This window comes from Aquitalea sp. USM4 (assembly GCF_004328945.1).
Taxonomy (GTDB): Bacteria; Pseudomonadota; Gammaproteobacteria; order Burkholderiales; family Chromobacteriaceae; genus Aquitalea; species Aquitalea pelogenes.
Genome location: NZ_CP029539.1, coordinates 910,561 through 927,427 on the forward strand (window position 1 = coordinate 910,561; position 16,867 = coordinate 927,427).

The 16,867-nt window shown below is 59.4% G+C and carries 15 protein-coding genes; 3 read left to right on the forward strand and 12 right to left on the reverse strand.

Translation table 11 applies throughout. The features are described from left to right. Nucleotides 1-12 precede the first annotated feature (12 nt). The 4 genes from glmM to DKK66_RS04290 form a co-directional block, all read right to left on the reverse strand. Nucleotides 13-1,347 carry a phosphoglucosamine mutase gene (gene glmM, locus DKK66_RS04275; RefSeq protein WP_131355789.1) on the reverse strand — a complete coding sequence of 445 codons (1,335 nt, stop codon included), beginning with the start codon at nt 1,345-1,347 and terminating at the stop codon, nt 13-15. Between the two features lie 147 nt (nt 1,348-1,494). Further along, the gene (folP, locus tag DKK66_RS04280; RefSeq protein WP_131355792.1) at nt 1,495-2,337 is read right to left on the reverse strand and encodes a dihydropteroate synthase; all 843 of its coding nucleotides are present in this window, start codon (nt 2,335-2,337) and stop codon (nt 1,495-1,497) included. Between the two features lie 68 nt (nt 2,338-2,405). Beyond that, nucleotides 2,406-4,316 (reverse strand): ATP-dependent zinc metalloprotease FtsH, encoded by a 1,911-nt coding sequence (ftsH, locus tag DKK66_RS04285; RefSeq protein ID WP_131355795.1) that lies wholly within the window; start codon nt 4,314-4,316, stop codon nt 2,406-2,408. Between the two features lie 80 nt (nt 4,317-4,396). Further along, nucleotides 4,397-5,014 carry an RlmE family RNA methyltransferase gene (locus tag DKK66_RS04290; RefSeq protein ID WP_131355798.1) on the reverse strand — a complete coding sequence of 206 codons (618 nt, stop codon included), beginning with the start codon at nt 5,012-5,014 and terminating at the stop codon, nt 4,397-4,399. Nucleotides 5,015-5,156: 142 nt separating this feature from the next. Here DKK66_RS04290 and DKK66_RS04295 point away from each other — a divergent pair, with 142 nt between their 5' ends. Beyond that, nucleotides 5,157-5,483, forward strand: a complete 327-nt coding sequence (locus DKK66_RS04295) for a YhbY family RNA-binding protein (protein ID WP_370302985.1) — start codon at nt 5,157-5,159, stop codon at nt 5,481-5,483. 96 nt (nt 5,484-5,579) lie between these two features. On the opposite strand, the gene DKK66_RS04300 is transcribed toward DKK66_RS04295, so the two are convergent. The 8 genes from DKK66_RS04300 to DKK66_RS04335 form a co-directional block, all read right to left on the reverse strand. Further along, the gene (locus tag DKK66_RS04300) at nt 5,580-6,008 is read right to left on the reverse strand and encodes a DUF4149 domain-containing protein (RefSeq protein ID WP_045845401.1); all 429 of its coding nucleotides are present in this window, start codon (nt 6,006-6,008) and stop codon (nt 5,580-5,582) included. 58 nt (nt 6,009-6,066) lie between these two features. Then, a complete protein-coding gene (gene greA, locus DKK66_RS04305) occupies nt 6,067-6,543 on the reverse strand; it encodes a transcription elongation factor GreA (RefSeq protein WP_045845402.1) in 477 nt (158 codons plus the stop codon). 167 nt (nt 6,544-6,710) lie between these two features. Beyond that, a complete protein-coding gene (gene carB, locus DKK66_RS04310) occupies nt 6,711-9,920 on the reverse strand; it encodes a carbamoyl-phosphate synthase large subunit (protein ID WP_131355801.1) in 3,210 nt (1,069 codons plus the stop codon). Between the two features lie 26 nt (nt 9,921-9,946). Beyond that, nucleotides 9,947-10,603: a leucine efflux protein LeuE gene (leuE, locus tag DKK66_RS04315; protein WP_062786336.1), complete on the reverse strand. Its 657-nt coding sequence runs from the start codon at nt 10,601-10,603 to the stop codon at nt 9,947-9,949. A gap of 22 nt (nt 10,604-10,625) precedes the next feature. Then, on the reverse strand, nt 10,626-11,756 hold the full coding sequence (gene carA, locus DKK66_RS04320; RefSeq protein WP_131355804.1) for a glutamine-hydrolyzing carbamoyl-phosphate synthase small subunit: 1,131 nt from the start codon (nt 11,754-11,756) through the stop codon (nt 10,626-10,628). 244 nt (nt 11,757-12,000) lie between these two features. Then, a complete protein-coding gene (locus tag DKK66_RS04325; RefSeq protein ID WP_131355807.1) occupies nt 12,001-13,782 on the reverse strand; it encodes an acyl-CoA dehydrogenase in 1,782 nt (593 codons plus the stop codon). 215 nt (nt 13,783-13,997) lie between these two features. Beyond that, a complete protein-coding gene (locus tag DKK66_RS04330) occupies nt 13,998-14,933 on the reverse strand; it encodes an electron transfer flavoprotein subunit alpha/FixB family protein (protein WP_131355810.1) in 936 nt (311 codons plus the stop codon). A gap of 3 nt (nt 14,934-14,936) precedes the next feature. Next, nucleotides 14,937-15,686 (reverse strand): electron transfer flavoprotein subunit beta/FixA family protein, encoded by a 750-nt coding sequence (locus tag DKK66_RS04335; protein WP_045845408.1) that lies wholly within the window; start codon nt 15,684-15,686, stop codon nt 14,937-14,939. Between the two features lie 240 nt (nt 15,687-15,926). Between DKK66_RS04335 and DKK66_RS04340 the strand changes: the two genes are divergently transcribed. Next, complete coding sequence (locus DKK66_RS04340; RefSeq protein ID WP_131355813.1) at nt 15,927-16,346, forward strand: MaoC family dehydratase; 420 nt, start codon at nt 15,927-15,929, stop codon at nt 16,344-16,346. Between the two features lie 2 nt (nt 16,347-16,348). Next, nucleotides 16,349-16,813, forward strand: coding sequence for a GNAT family N-acetyltransferase (locus DKK66_RS04345; protein WP_052693773.1), 465 nt, complete (start codon nt 16,349-16,351; stop codon nt 16,811-16,813). Nucleotides 16,814-16,867 lie beyond the last annotated feature (54 nt).

Sequence of the window (16,867 nt, forward strand, 5' to 3'; positions counted from 1 at the left end):
GCCAGGACTGAATCAGGCCACGCGCTCTATAGTGGCGGCAATCTCTTTGGCCCATTTTTCCGACAAACTGCGGTCATTGGCTTCTACCATCACCCGCACCACCGGCTCGGTACCTGAAGGACGCAATACCACGCGGCCAATCCCGCTCAAGGCAGCTTCCGCGGCAGCCAGCGCCTCGGCAGAGGCTGCTTTCCAGTCGCAGCCATTGTGGCGCACATTGATCATGGTTTGCGGGAACGGCGTCCAATCGCTGCAGGCCTCTTCCAGGCTGATGCCCAGTTCGGCCAGGCTGGCCAGCACCTGCAAGCTGGAGATGATGCCATCGCCGGTAGTGTGCTTGTCCAGGCACAGGATGTGTCCCGATGCCTCGCCGCCCACCTGCCAGCCATTGGCATGCAGCATTTCCAGCACATAGCGGTCGCCCACCTTGGCGCGGCCAAAGGCCACGCCCAGCTTGTTGAGCGCCAGCTCCATGGCCATATTGGTCATGACGGTGCCGACCACACCACCCTTCAACTCACCACGAGCGGCACGTGCCTTGGCAATCACATAAATCAGCTGGTCGCCGTCGTACACCTTGCCATGCCTGTCCACCATGATCAGGCGGTCACCGTCGCCATCCAGCGAGATGCCATAGTCGGCATGGTGCTCCAGAACGGCTACCTGCAAGGTCTTGGGATAAGTCGCGCCCACCTTGTCGTTGATGTTGTAGCCATCAGGTTCACCACCGATCACCACCAGCTCGGCACCCAGTTCATGGAACACCTTGGGTGCGATGTGATAGGTGGCACCATTTGCACAATCCACCACCAGCTTCAAGTGCTTCAGGTTTCGCTCGCCCGGGAAGGTACTCTTGCAGAATTCGATGTAACGCTCTGCAGCACCGGAAATACGGCGGGCACGCCCCAGCTCGGCCGAGCTGTTGGTCGTCATAGGCTGTTCCAGCATGGCCTCGATTTCCAGCTCCAATGCGTCATCCAGCTTTTTGCCGCCTTCGGCAAAAAACTTGATGCCATTATCCTGATAGGGGTTGTGCGATGCCGAAATCACCACGCCGGCCTCCAGCCGCAGCGCGCGGGTGAGGTAGGCAATGCCCGGGGTGGGCAGCGGGCCGGTCAGCAGCACATTGACGCCAGCCGCAGTAAAACCGGCCTGCAAGGCTGCTTCCAGCATGTAACCGGAAATACGGGTGTCCTTGCCAACCAGCACCGTCGGACGGTGCTCCTTGTCGTGGTCCACCAGCACTCGCCCAGCCGCATGGCCTAGCTTGAGGACAAAATCAGGGGTGATGGGAAATTGCCCTACTTCACCACGTACACCATCCGTACCAAAATATTTACGACTCATTTCTTCATCCTAGTCACGTTGCTGTAGCACCTGGCCAGCAACGGGTAGCTACGGTAATAACCTTGGCGCCAGCCCTGTATTGTACCTGCCCGCCCTGTTAGCTCGGCAAGTCCCTATTATGCAAAAAAGGTAAGACAGCCTTGCGAATCAAGCGGTATACGGTTGCAACGCCGCCCAGACTTCCAATGCCTGCCGGCTGGCTTTGACATCGTGCACCCGCACGATTTTGGCACCGCCTTGCAAGGACAACAGCGCCACAGCGACGCTGGCACCAAGTCGTTCTGATGGAATGGCCTCACCGGTGATGGCACCCAGCATGGACTTGCGCGACAGACCTACCAGCAACGGAATGCCGCTGATAGCCTCGATACGCTGCAGTCCTGCCAGCAATTGCAGGTTATGTTCCAGTGTCTTGCCGAAACCGAAGCCAGGATCAATCAGCAAACGCTCAGCGGTAATGCCCGCATCACGACACAACTGCACGCGACGTTGCAGATATTGGCCGACCTCCTCCACCACATCCTCATACACAGGCGCCTGCTGCATGGTGTCCGGGTTGCCTTGCTTGTGCATCAGGCACAGTGCCACCTGTGATGCAGCCACGGCCTCCACTGCACCCTGGTCTTCCAGTGCGGAGACGTCATTGATCAGGTCCACAGCGCCCAGTTGCAAGGCCGCCTGCATGACCGCAGTACGACGGGTATCGAGCGACAGCGGAGCGCCGATATCCTTGAGTTTTTCCAGTACCGGCAACACCCGGTCCATTTCTTCTTGCACACTGACTTCCGGCGCACCGGGACGGGTGGATTCGCCACCAATATCCAGAATGGCCGCGCCATCTGCCCGCATGGCTTGCGCGCGCTGCAATGCAGTGTCCAGCGTATTGTAGCGGCCGCCATCAGAGAAGGAATCGGGGGTGACATTGAGGATGCCCATGATCATGGGCCGGGATAGATCGAGCTTGTAGCGCCCGCATTGAAGCAATTGCATCGAATGTTCTGCCAGATAAATGCAAAACAGGGTGACAGCCTGCGCTATCACCCTGTGGGAACCGGTTATCAGAGTTCCTGAGCCGGGGTGGATGTCGGTTCTACCGGAGCGGCTTCAACGGCCTTTTCCTCCGGCTTGGCCGGGAAACCACTACCCGGTTTGGGCGGACGCGGCGGTTTGCCATCCATGATGTCGTTGATCTGCTCTGCGTCGATGGTTTCCCATTCCAGCAGGGCCGCGGTCATGGCCTCCACCTTGTCGCGGTTCTCGTCCAGCAGTCGACGAGCCAGAGCATATTGCTCGTCGATGATGCGGCGAATTTCACTGTCTACCTGCTGCATGGTGGCTTCGGACATGTTCTTGTGGGTGGTGACAGAGCGACCGAGGAATACCTCGCCTTCATTGTCGCCATACACCATCGGACCCAGCTTGTCGGACATGCCGTAGCGCGTCACCATGTCACGTGCCATCTGGGTGGCACGCTCGAAGTCGTTGGAAGCGCCGGTGGTCATCTGGTTCATGAACAGCTCTTCGGCGATACGGCCGCCAAACAGGATGGCCAGACGATCCAGCAGATAGCCACGATCATAAGCAAAGCGGTCTTGCTCCGGCAGCTGCATGGTCACACCCAGCGCACGACCGCGCGGGATGATGGTGACCTTGTGCACCGGGTCGGACTTGGGCAGCAGCTTGGCCACTACGGCATGGCCGGATTCGTGGTAAGCGGTATTGCGCTTTTCTTCCTCGGTCATCACCATGCTGCGGCGCTCGGCACCCATCATGATCTTGTCCTTGGCCGACTCGAAGTCCAGCATGTCCACCAGACGCTTGCTGCGACGGGCAGCAAACAGCGCGGCTTCATTCACCAGGTTGGCCAGATCTGCACCGGAGAAACCCGGTGTGCCACGGGCGATGATGGAGGCTTCCACATCAGCAGCAATCGGCACCTTGCGCATGTGTACGGACAGAATCTGTTCACGGCCACGGATATCCGGCAGCGGTACCACCACCTGACGGTCGAAACGACCAGGACGCTGCAAGGCAGGGTCCAGCACGTCTGGACGGTTGGTCGCAGCAATAACAATGACGGTCTGGTTGGTTTCGAAACCATCCATTTCAACCAGCAGCTGGTTCAGTGTCTGTTCGCGTTCGTCGTTACCGCCACCCAGACCTGCGCCACGCTGGCGACCTACCGCATCGATTTCGTCGATGAAGATGATGCAAGGCGAGTTCTTCTTGGCCTGCTCGAACATGTCGCGGACACGGGCAGCACCCACGCCGACAAACATTTCGACAAAGTCAGAACCGGAAATGCTGAAGAACGGTACCTTGGCTTCACCGGCGATAGCCTTGGCCAGCAGGGTTTTACCAGTACCCGGCGAGCCACACAGCAGGATGCCACGCGGAATGCGGCCACCCAGGCTCTGGTAGCGGGAAGGGTCGCGCAGGTAGTCGACAATTTCCTTCACCTCTTCCTTGGCTTCATCGCAGCCGGCGACATCCGCAAAGGTCACGGTGTTGGTGTCCTGGTCCAGCATGCGCGCCTTGCTCTTGCCGAAGGAGAAGGCACCACCCTTGCCGCCACCCTGCATCTGGCGCATGAAGAATACCCACACGCCGATGAGCAGCAGCATCGGGAACCAACTGATGAAGATGCTCATCAGCATGGACGGTTCCTCTTCCGGCTTGGCCGAGAAGCGGACGTTGTTCTTGATCAGGTCTTCAACCAGTTGCGGATCGTAGGGCGCATAGGTGGCAAATGCCGAACCGTCGGTACGCTTGCCTTTCAGCCACTGGCCACGCAGCGGATGGCCCTCGATGCTCAGGGATTGCACCTTGCCGGATTCGACATCGCTGATGAATTGCGAGTATTCGATCTGGTTCTGGGCATCCTGACGTTTGTTGAACTGATTGAATACAGTCATCAGTACCAGACCGATGATGACCCAGATGGCGATGTTTTTGCCGATATTGTTCACGAGTAGCGGACTCCTCTGTGCCCTGACTTTACGGTTGCGTATTGCATTGGAATGAATTGTAAACCCCGAGGGGGCATATGTCAGCGTCGGCCCTTGCCCAGCAGGTAAATTTCGCTGGAGCGGTCACGCGAAGCCTTGGGTTTGCGGGTAAGCACCTCGTCAAACAGGTCTCGCATGGACTGCAGGTAGGGCTGGAAATCGCTGCCCTGGAACACTTTGACGAGAAAACAGCCGCCAGGTTTCAGATGATCACGTGCAAATTCGAGCGCCAGCTCACACAGCAAAAAGCTTCTGGCCTGATCCATGGCACTCATTCCTGAGATATTGGGTGCCATGTCGGAAATTACAAGGTCCAGCGCACGGCCGTCCAGCAGATCGACAAACTGGGCCAGCACTTCGTCTTCGCGGAAGTCGCCCTGGATGAAGTCAACATCGGCAATCGGATTCATCGGCAGGATATCCAGCGCAAACACCTTGCCCTGCGGCCCGACGATGCGGGCAGCTACCTGCGACCAGCTGCCCGGAGCACTACCAAGATCAGCCAGTACCGTGCCCGGGCGGATCAGTTTGTCTTTCTCGTTGATTTCCAGCAGCTTGTACGCTGCCCGTGCCCGGTAGCCATCTTTCTTGGCCATCTGTACATACTGGTCGTTAACATGTTCGCGCAGCCAGGTATTGCTGCTGGTACTTCTTGCCATGAGTCGTTTCCTGCCGTTTCACTCAGCACAGCCATGCTGGCTATCCTGTTGTTTTTCAGTCTGTTTGTGACCAGAGTTTGGGCTATGGGCCAAACTCTAGTAGAATCCCGTTTTGCTTTGAAACCAAGCCTGTCCAATGAAAATCGAACTGCAACCATTCCAGCGCCAGCACCTCAAGGGCCTGGCTCAGACTCTCAACCCGGTCGTGATGATCGGCAACAACGGCCTGAGCGAGTCCGTACTGCGCGAAATCGCCATGAGCCTGGATGCCCATGAACTGATCAAGATCCGCGTTCAGGGTGATGACCGCGCGGCACGCATTGCGCTCTACGAGCAAATTTGCGACGAGCTGGGTGCGGCACCGGTGCAGCATATCGGCAAATTGCTGGTGCTGTGGCGCCCCAGCGACAAGCAGCGCATTGTTCTGCCCAAGAACAAGAAAGCGCTGAAGATTGCTTCCCAATCCTGATACTGCCCTTGGGCGGTATAGCAAAAGCGGTGGCTTGCCACCGCTTTTATTTTGCCTGCACCTTATTGTGGACAGGCCACTTGCAGTATCACAAGGTCAGTCCCGTCGCAGGATGTAGGCCAGCCCCATCAGGCTCTGTACCAGATAGATCAGGCTGGAAATGGCATGCCAGGTAGCGAAACCGCCGCCAAACAGGCCTTCTGCCGCGTGGTTCATCTGCAGTTTGAGCGCCGCAATGATGGGCGTCACGGCAAAATGGTTGATCACGGTACACAGCAGCATGCCGACAATCAGCCAGAAGCTGGCTTCCTTCATGCCACGCACGCCATTGCGCCATACCGCATCCACCAGCAGGAATACCCCACACACCAGGCCCACCCAGGCGATGGCGGCAAACAGTTTGCCGGCAACCATGCCGGCCGTCACGGTATCCAGTGAGCGGAACAATACCGGGGCCACAATGATGCCGATCACCCAAAGTCCACCGATCCAGAAGGTTCTGGCTATCGCTCGCAATCCGTCCATGCGTGCTCCCTGACTCCACAGCAAAAACGCGCGAAAGCGCGCGTTTGGTTTGTCTGCTTTAGATGTATTTGACGTCCAGCACTTCGTATTCGCGAATGCCGCCCGGGGCCACCACTTCGGCCACGTCGCCGCTTTCCTTGCCGATCAGCGCACGGGCAATCGGCGAATTGACCGACACCTTGCACAGCTTGATGTCGGCTTCATCGTCGCCCACGATCTGGTAGGTCACCTGGTCTTCGGTTTCCAGATCCATCAGCTCGACGGTGGCACCAAACACCACGCGGCCATCAGCGTCCAGTTCGGCCGGATTGATGATCATGGCATTGGAAATCTTGCCTTCCAGTTCGGCAATACGGCCTTCAACGAAGCCTTGGCGCTCTTTGGCAGCATCGTATTCTGCATTTTCGGACAGATCGCCATGCGACCGTGCCTCGGCAATCGCTTCGATCACCGCCGGGCGCTCCACGCTCTTCAGGCGTTGCAGTTCTTCTTTGAGAAGTTCGGCGCCACGCAGCGTCAACGGGACTTTGTTCATTCGGGTGCTCTCCTGAGGCGGTACCCCCGCCGTCATCAAAAACACAAGCCGCCGTACGAGACGGCGGCTTGGCTGTTGCAGTTCAATGTCTGGATTGTAACGGCAAATCGTCCGCGGTTCAAAGCTTCAACGCACAACTTGCCGTCACATTCCGACAGTCCACCACATCAAGGCTTGATGGAGGCGTGCAGTTCCTGAACGCTGTAGACATCAAACTCTTCCACATGGGCCATGCCCACGCACACTGCCTTGGCACCGGCCAGGGTGGTGTACTGCGGAATGCGCGCCTGCAGGGCACTGCGGCGGATGGAATGGCTGTCCTGAATGGCCTGACGCTTTTCGTCCACGGTGTTGACCAGCACGTCGATTTCGCCGTTCTTGATCATGTCGACGATGTGCGGACGGCCTTCGTTCACCTTGTTGACCACCTGCACCACGATGCCTGCTTCGGCCAGGGTCTTGGCAGTGCCGCGCGTTGCGCAGACGCCAAAGCCCAGACGTTGCAGCTCGCGTGCCACGTCAACCGCGCCGTTCTTGTCGGACTGACGTACCGACAGGAACACCTTGCCGGTGCGCGGCAGCTTGTCGCCGGCGGCCAGCTGGCTCTTGACGAAGGCTTCGGCAAAGCTCTTGCCCACGCCCATCACTTCACCGGTGGACTTCATTTCCGGTCCCAGGATGGTGTCCACGCCCGGGAACTTGATGAAGGGGAATACGGCTTCCTTCACTGCGTAGTACGGCGGGATCACTTCCTTGGTGAAGCCCTGCTCGGCCAGGCTGATGCCGGCCATGGCACGGGCGGCAATCTTGGCCAGCGGAGCGCCGGTCACTTTAGACACAAACGGTACAGTACGCGATGCACGCGGGTTCACTTCCAGCACGAAGATGGTGTCGCCCTGGATGGCGAACTGCACATTCATCAGGCCGACCACGTTCAGCGCACGCGCCATGGCTTCGGTCTGACGACGGATTTCGTCCTGTACGGCCGGGAACAGGCTGTACGGCGGCAGCGAGCAAGCGGAGTCACCGGAGTGCACACCAGCCTGTTCGATATGCTGCATGATGCCGCCGATGACCACGTCCTTGCCGTCGGAGATGCAATCCACGTCCACTTCGATGGCGTCGTTCAGGAAGCGGTCCAGCAGCACCGGGCTGTCGTTGGACACCTTCACCGCTTCGCGCATGTAGCGTTCCAGATCGGCCGGTTCGTGCACGATTTCCATCGCGCGGCCGCCCAGTACGTAGGACGGACGCACCACCAGCGGATAGCCGATTTCCTCGGCCAGCTTCATCGCGTCGGCCGGAGTGCGGGCGGTGCGGTTCGGCGGCTGTTTCAGGCCCAGTTCGTTCAGCAGCTTCTGGAAGCGCTCGCGGTCTTCGGCAGCGTCGATCATGTCCGGCGAGGTGCCGATGATGGACACGCCATTGGCTTCCAGCGCACGCGCCAGTTTCAGCGGGGTCTGGCCGCCGTACTGTACGATCACGCCGAACGGTTTTTCGATGCGGCAGATTTCCAGCACGTCTTCCAGCGTCAGCGGTTCGAAGTACAGACGGTCGGACGTGTCGTAGTCGGTCGATACGGTTTCCGGGTTGCAGTTGACCATGATGGTCTCGAAACCGGATTCGCGCAGCGCCAGCGCTGCATGCACGCAGCAGTAGTCGAATTCGATACCCTGACCGATACGGTTGGGGCCACCACCCAGTACCATGACCTTCTTGCGGTCGGTGGGCTTGGCTTCGCACTCTTCTTCGTAGCTGGAGTACATGTAGGCGGTGGAGGTGGCAAACTCGGCCGCGCAGGTATCCACACGCTTGTACACCGGATGCAGGCCCAGCGCCCAGCGCTTGGCACGCACGGCAGCCTGGTCGGTATTCAGCAGCTCGCCCAGGCGACGGTCGGAGAAGCCCTTGCGCTTCAGGCGACGCAGTTCGTCAAAGCCCAGTTCTTCCACCTTGCGGCCGGCCAGGGCTTTTTCTTCGCCCACGATGTCTTCGATCTGGGCCAGGAACCACGGGTCGATCTTGCTCAGCGCAAACACGTCGTCACGGCTCATGCCCACGCGGAAGGCATCGGCCACGTACAGGATACGTTCCGGTCCCGGGGTGCTGACTTCGTGACGGATGGTTTCTTCGTTGGTGGTGACCGGATTGAAGCCGGACAGGCCGGTTTCCAGGCCACGCAGCGCCTTGTGCATGGATTCCTGCAGGGTGCGGCCCATGGCCATCACTTCGCCCACCGACTTCATCTGGGTGGTCAGGCGGTTATCGGCCTGCGGGAATTTTTCGAAGGCGAAACGCGGAATCTTGGTAACCACGTAGTCGATGGACGGTTCGAACGAAGCCGGGGTGGCACCGCCGGTGATGTCGTTCTTCAGTTCGTCCAGGGTGTAACCCACGGCCAGCTTGGCGGCAACCTTGGCAATCGGGAAACCGGTGGCCTTGGAGGCCAGTGCCGAGGAACGCGATACACGCGGGTTCATCTCGATCACGATCATTTCGCCGTTCACCGGATTGGTGGCGAACTGCACGTTGGAACCGCCGGTGTCCACGCCGATTTCACGGAGTACCGCGATCGATGCATTACGCATGATCTGGTATTCCTTGTCGGTGAGGGTCTGTGCCGGGGCCACGGTGATGGAGTCACCGGTGTGCACGCCCATCGGGTCGAAGTTCTCGATGGAGCAGATGATGATGCAGTTGTCTTTCTTGTCGCGCACCACTTCCATTTCGTACTCTTTCCAGCCGAGTACGGACTGCTCGATCAGCAGTTCATGGGTGGGAGACGCTTCAAAACCGCGCTCGCAGATCGCCAGGAATTCTTCCTTGTTGTAGGCGATGCCGCCACCGGAGCCGCCCATGGTGAAGGACGGACGAATCAGCGTAGGGAAGCCTACCTTGGATTGCGCGTCCAGCGACTCTTCCATGGTGTGGCAGACGAAGGACAGCGGGCAGGACAGGCCGATCTTGGCCATGGCTTCCTTGAAGCGGCCACGGTCTTCGGCCTTGTCGATGGCGTCTTCGGTGGCACCGATCAGCTCGACGTTGTATTTTTCCAGCACGCCGTGCTTGGCCAGGTCCAGCGCACAGTTCAGTGCGGTCTGGCCGCCCATGGTGGGCAGAATGGCGTCCGGGCGTTCCTTGGCAATGATTTTTTCCAGAACAGGCCAGGTAATGGGTTCGATGTAGGTGACATCGGCCATGTTCGGGTCGGTCATGATGGTGGCCGGATTGGAGTTCACCAGGATGACTTTGTAACCTTCTTCACGCAGGGCCTTGCAGGCCTGTGCGCCGGAGTAGTCAAACTCGCAGGCCTGGCCAATCACAATGGGGCCAGCGCCGATGATGAGAATACTCTTGAGGTCGGTACGTTTCGGCATGTTATCGCTCAGTCAATTTCAATTGTTCAGTTCAGGCTGGCTGCCGCCAGTTTGGCCCCGAAGCCCAGAAACAGCGCGCCCACTCCGCCAGACATGACAGAGGACAGTTTGCGGCGGCGACGGAAGGCTTCGGCCAGTCTTGCTCCGGACACGATGATGGTGGCCAGATACAGGGCACTGCACAACTGCAGCAGCGTGCCCAGCGCAAGAAAGGTCAGCACCGGGTGCGGATAGGCCGGGTCGACGAATTGCACGAAGAAAGACACGAAGAACAAGATGGCCTTGGGGTTCATCAGGCTGATGACCAGCGCCTTGACGAAGGGACGGCTGGCGTCCACTTCGCGGCGCGCTTCCGGCGCAGCAGCATCCCCGCGGGAAGCATTGCGCCAGGCACGCCAGGCGCCACGCAGCATCTGCAGCCCTAGCCAGGTCAGGTAAGCACCGCCGGCGTACTTGACCATGGCAAACAGGGCCGGATTGGCCTTGAGCACCCCTGCCGCCCCTGTGGCGGCCAGCGTCATCAGGATGGCATCACCGGTAAATACCCCGCAGGCACCCACAAAGCCGCGACGGATGCCGCGCTGTGCCGCCACCGACAGCACATACATGGAGTTGGGGCCTGGCAGCAGCACGATGATGATGGTGCCGATCAGGTAGGTGGTGATATCGGTAATGCCCAGCATGCTTGTTCTCCGTATGCTCCGTTTACTTCGCCTGGCTCATCGCCGTGATGAAGCGGTCAAACAGATAGGCCACGTCTTCCGGGCCTGGGCTCGCTTCCGGGTGACCCTGGAAGGAGAAGGCCGGACGGTCGGTCAGCGCAATGCCCTGTACGGTCTGGTCGAACAGACTGCGATGGGTCACACGCACATTGGCCGGCAGGGTGGATTCGTCCACCTGGAAGCCGTGGTTCTGACTAGTGATCATCACGCGGCCGCTGTCCAGATCCTGCACCGGATGGTTGGCACCGTGGTGGCCGAACTTCATCTTGCTGGTCTTGGCACCGGTGGCCAGACCCAGCAGCTGGTGACCCAGGCAGATGCCGAATACCGGCAGACGGGTTTCCAGGATTTCGCGGATGGCAGCGATGGCGTAGTCGCACGGCTCCGGATCGCCAGGGCCGTTGGACAGGAACACACCATCCGGATTCAGCGCCAGCACGTCCTTGGCCGGCGTCTGCGCCGGCACCACGGTCAGCTTGCAGCCGCGTTCGGCCAGCATGCGCAGGATGTTGTGCTTCACGCCGAAGTCGTAAGCCACCACATGGAACGGGGTTTGGGCCTGCTCGCTGTAGCCGCTGCCCAGTTTCCATTCGCCCAGCTTCCACTGGTAGGACTCGGTGCAGCTCACTACCTTGGCCAGATCCTGACCGGCCATGGAACCGAAACCGCGTGCCAGTTCCAGTGCGCGGGCTTCGTCCAGATCGGCACCGGCCATGATGCAGCCGGCCTGTGCGCCTTTTTCACGCAGGATGCGGGTCAGGCGGCGGGTGTCGATATCGGCAATGGCCACGACATTGTTCTTGGCCAGGTAGTCGGACAGCGAATCTTCCGCGCGGAAGTTGCTGTGCAGCAGCGGCAGATCACGAATGATCAGACCGGATGCGAAAACGGCGCGGGATTCGGTATCTTCCGAATTCGCGCCGACATTACCGATGTGGGGATAAGTCAGGGTGACGATTTGTTTGGTGTAGGAGGGATCGGTGAGGATTTCCTGATACCCGGTCATGGCGGTATTGAATACCACTTCGCCGACCGTATGGCCGGTGGCTCCGATGGCACTGCCCTTGAAGAGGGTACCGTCAGCCAAGACGAGGATCGCTGGTACGGTTGACACTGACTAGCTCCTGTTGCGTTTCGCTTGTATGTTTTTGCGGATTTTTATGTGAATAACGGGACACGACGTTTTGCGCCTGTCCCGTTTGGTTAAACCTTACCATCATACCGCTTTCGGCCAGTTGAAACAAGTCACAAGCACCTGTTTTTGCATCACTTCCTGATTTGTCCTGCCTTGTTTCCAATACTTTTACATAAAGAAACAGCCACCCGCAGGTGGCTGTTCAGCACCATAAAACGCAAGATCAGAACAGGGTATCGTCCAGTTCCAGCACGCTGTCAGCCCCGTCAACAATGGCTGCGGCCAGGCCGCCAACCTGCGGCAGCAGGTGCTCGGCAAAGAAGCGGGCGGTGGTGATCTTGGCCTTGAGGAAATCCTCGTCCACACCATCTTCACCCAGCTTTTCGCGTGCGATCAGCGCGGTGCGGCCCAGCTGCCAGCCACCCAGCACAATGCCCATCAGCTTGAGGAAAGGCACCGAACCGGCGGCCGCCAGCTGCGGCTGCGTGCCAAAGCTGCCCAGGATGAAGGCAACGCAGCGCTCAGCCTCGGCAGCAGCCTGCTGCAGATTGCGCGCCATGCTGGCATAACCGGCAGCCGCCAGCTTGTCGGCAGTCGCTCGCGCCTCTTCCAGCAGCGCACGGGCCGTCGCGCCGCCTTCGCTGAAGGTTTTGCGGCCAATCAGGTCCAGCGCCTGGATGCCGGTGGTACCTTCGTAAATGGCGGTAATGCGCGCATCGCGGTAGTACTGGGCCACGCCGGTTTCCTCGATAAAGCCCATGCCGCCATGTACTTGCACCGCCAGGCTAGTCAGCTCGTTGGCCTGCTCGGTATTCCAGCCCTTGACGATGGGGATGAGGAAGTTCACCAGCGCCTGATTGCGCGCGGCTTCGCTGGCCACCGGGTGGCGCGAGGCGCGGTCCAGTGCCGCAGCGGTGTAGAAGGCCAAGGCACGCTGGGCTTCGATCTGGCTGCGCATGGTCATCAGCATGCGACGGATGTCCGGGTGCTTGATGATGGCCACACCAGCCGGGTCGGGCGAGCCAATGGCGCGGCTTTGCACGCGGTCACGCGCATACTCGACCGCCTTCTGGTAAGCGCGCTCGGATACCGACATGCCTTCCACCCCCACCCCGAGACGGGCGTGGTTCATCATGGTGAACATATAGCCCAGGCCCTTGTTGGCTTCGCCCACCAGATAGCCGACCGCACCACCGTTATCGCCAAAGCTCATCACCGCTGTCGGGCTGCCATGAATGCCCAGCTTGTGTTCCAGCGAGACGCAACGCACGTCGTTACGCGCACCCAGGCTGCCATCGACATTGACCAGGAACTTGGGCACGATGAACAGGGAAATGCCCTTCACCCCGGCCGGTGCATCCGGCAGGCGGGCCAGCACCAGATGGACGATGTTGTCGGCCATGTCGTGCTCACCCCAGGTGATGAAAATCTTCTGGCCGGTCACCAGATAGCTGCCATCCGCCTGCGGTACGGCACGCGAGCGCACCTGGGCCAGGTCGGAACCGGCCTGCGGCTCGGTCAGGTTCATGGTGCCGGTCCATTCGCCACTGGACATGCGCGGCAGGTAAACCGCCTTCAATTCTTCCGAGGCATGGTGGTGAATCGCCTCCACCGCACCCAGCGTCAGCAGCGGTGCCAGCGAAAAGGCCAGATTGGATGAGCACCACATTTCTTCGGCAGCAATCGCCACCAGCGCCGGCATGCCCTGCCCGCCAAAATCAGCCGGAGCACGCAGACCCACCCAACCGGATTCGACATATTGCTGCCAGGCTTCCTTGAAGCCAGGCGCGGCGGTCACTTCGCCGTCCTTCAGCGTGGCACCCTTGTCGCCCTGCTTGTTGATGGGTGCCAGCACGCCTTCGGCAAACTTGGCGGCTTCTTCCAGAATGGCATCCACCAGCTCGACCGAGCAGTCTTCATAACCCGGCAGGCTGCACACCGAGGTCAGTTCGGCCAATTCATTCAGTACAAAACGGATTTCCTTGACTGGCGCGTTATAGATCATGAATCTCTCCTCATTCTTGCTGCACAACAATCGTCGTAGATATGAAAAAACCGGCACGCCGTCTACCTGATGCATGAGCGCACCTTCCCGTTAGCGGGTAACGGGAAAGCTGGCTCCTCCACGAAGCAGACCGGTCGTTGCCGGTTGTTTTTTGTTTTGATCCGGCGGCTATCTTGCCTGCTCGGATGGGGAGGGTCGCCCCTCCCCGCACGCCATTACTTGGACAGCTCGGCCAACAGTTCCGGCACCACGGTGAACAGGTCACCCACGATGCCGTAATCGGCCACCTGGAAGATCGGCGCTTCTTCGTCCTTGTTGATCGCCACGATCACCTTGGAGTCCTTCATGCCGGCCAGATGCTGGATGGCACCGGAAATGCCCACGGCGAAGTACAGTTGCGGCGCAACCACCTTGCCGGTCTGGCCAACCTGGTAGTCGTTCGGTGCGTAGCCGGCATCAACGGCAGCGCGGGAAGCACCCACGGCAGCACCCAGCTTGTCCGCCAGCGGTTCGATCACGGACTTGAACTGCTCTTCCGAACCCAGCGCACGACCACCGGATACGATGATCTTGGCAGCGCCGAGTTCCGGACGATCCGACTTGGTCAGTTCCTGGCCGACAAAGCTGGACAGCTGTGCATCAGCCACAGCAGTCACGCTTTCCACAGCAGCACTGCCACCCTGAGCGGCAGCAGCGTCGAAAGCGGTGGTACGTACGGTGATTACCTTGATGGCATCAGCCGATTGCACGGTAGCCAGCACGTTGCCGGCATACACCGGACGTACGAAGGTGTCAGCGGATTCGATAGCGGTGATTTCGGAAATCTGTGCCACATCCAGCAAGGCAGCCACGCGCGGCAGCAGGTTCTTGCCAAAGGAGCTGGCCGGAGCCAGTACATGGCTGTAGCCCTTGGCCACTTCCACCACCAGGGCGGACAGCGACTCTGCCAGACCATGGGCGTACTGGGCGGCATCAGCCAGCAGTACCTTGGCCACACCAGCCACGCTCTTGGCCGCATCGGCAGCAGCAGCGGCGTTGTGGCCGGCCACCAGTACATGCACTTCGCCCAGCTTGGCTGCGGCGGTTACGGTATTCAGGGTGCCTGCTTTCAGGCTCTGGTTGTCGTGTTCAGCGATAACGAGAATGGCCATGGCTTACAGCACCTTTGCGTCGTTTTTCAGTTTGGCTACCAGCTCGGCAGCATTGGCTACCTTGATGCCGGCAGAGCGCTTGGCCGGTTCGGCCACTTTCAGCGTTTTCAGGCGCGGCGTGACGTCCACACCCAGGTCGGCCGGGCTGGTCTTGTCCAGCGGCTTCTTCTTGGCGGCCATGATGTTGGGCAGCTTGATGAAGCGCGGCTCGTTCAGGCGCAGGTCGGCGGTAACAACGGCCGGCAGACGCAGCTTGACGGTTTCCAGGCCACCGTCGATTTCGCGGATCACGTCCACGGTTTCGGCAGCGACATCCACCTTGGAGGCGAAGGTGCCTTGTGCCCAGCCCAGCAAGGCAGCAGCCATCTGGCCGGTCTGGTTGGCATCATCGTCAATGGCTTGCTTGCCGACGATCAGCAGCTGCGGCTGTTCCTTGTCAGCAACGGCTTTCAGCAGCTTGGCCACGGCCAGGGGCTGCAGTTCGGTTTCGGTTTCCACCAGGATGGCGCGGTCGGCACCCATGGCCAGGGCGGTGCGCAGGGTTTCCTCGCACTGCTTGACACCCATGGACACGACCACGATTTCGCTGGCCTTGCCGGCTTCTTTCAGACGGACGGCTTCTTCTACCGCGATTTCGTCAAAGGGGTTCATCGACATCTTGACGTTGGCGATATCCACATCAGAACCGTCGGCCTTTACGCGAACCTTCACGTTGTAATCGACAACGCGTTTAACAGCGACTAGAACTTTCATATTCCTCCAGCGAATAGCTCTCTGGGTTAATCGAACTGGGAAGGGACTTGCTACCGTGGTGTTTCCCGATTATGCCCTAACGCTTTTTCAAACGAGCGTTTGGTTGATTATTTGTGTGTGACACGTAGCAAAAAAACAACTGATTGCAGATACTACGTCATTTCCGCTTAATTTGCATTTCGTCTGCCGCATGGCACAATGCAGTGCAACAATTTCAACGTCATAGCCGGAGAATCATGCATGACTGTCTACTTTGAAGATATCAAGGTTGGCGACTCGGCCGAGTACGCCAAAACCATCACCGAAGCCGATATCCTGATGTTTGCCGCGGTCTCCGGTGATGACAACCCGGTGCACATCAACCAGGAATATGCCGAAACCACACCGTTCCAGACCCGCATTGCCCACGGCATGCTGACCGCCAGCCTGATCTCCACCGTGGTGGGCACCAAGCTGCCCGGCAACGGCACCATCTACCTGTCGCAATCCACACGTTTCAAGGCACCGGTGCGTATTGGTCAGACTGTCACCGCCCGCGCCACCGTGGTGGAAATTTTCCCGGACAAAAAGCGTGTGAAGCTGGCCACCCAATGCCTGGTGCAAGGCAAGGTGGTGCTGGATGGTGAGTCGCTGGTGATTGCACCAAGCCGAGCCGAATAAGGATGAAAACAGCTTTGCAGGTAGTGGCCCTGACCGATGAGCAGGGCCATGTCATTGCACCGGAGCTGCTGGCCAGCTGTAGCCAGCTGCATCATCAGCTGCGTCCCATGCTGCCCGTGGACGGTGCTGCATATGCAGCAAAAATGCAACGGGTGTGCAGCTACGGTGCCCGTATGGTTGCAGCGGTGGACAGCGAGGGCCGCCCTTTGGGCCTGGCCCTGTTCCGGGTATATGAAAATACCTACGAGGACCTGCGGCTTTATATTGACGACCTGGTCAGTGACGAAGCACATCGCTCACGCGGCATCGGCAGCCTGTTGCTGGACTGGTGTGCAACAGAAGCCCGTCGGCTGGGATGTGGCTATCAGGTGCTGGATTCCGGCACCTGGCGCACCGAAGCCCACCGCCTGTACTTCCGCCAGGGCTTCAGCATTTCCTCGTTTCACTTCACCAAGCCATTGAAGTAAACATTGGAGCAATCCGGGCCGTAGCCATGCCACAAGGGAGCACAAGCTCCCTTT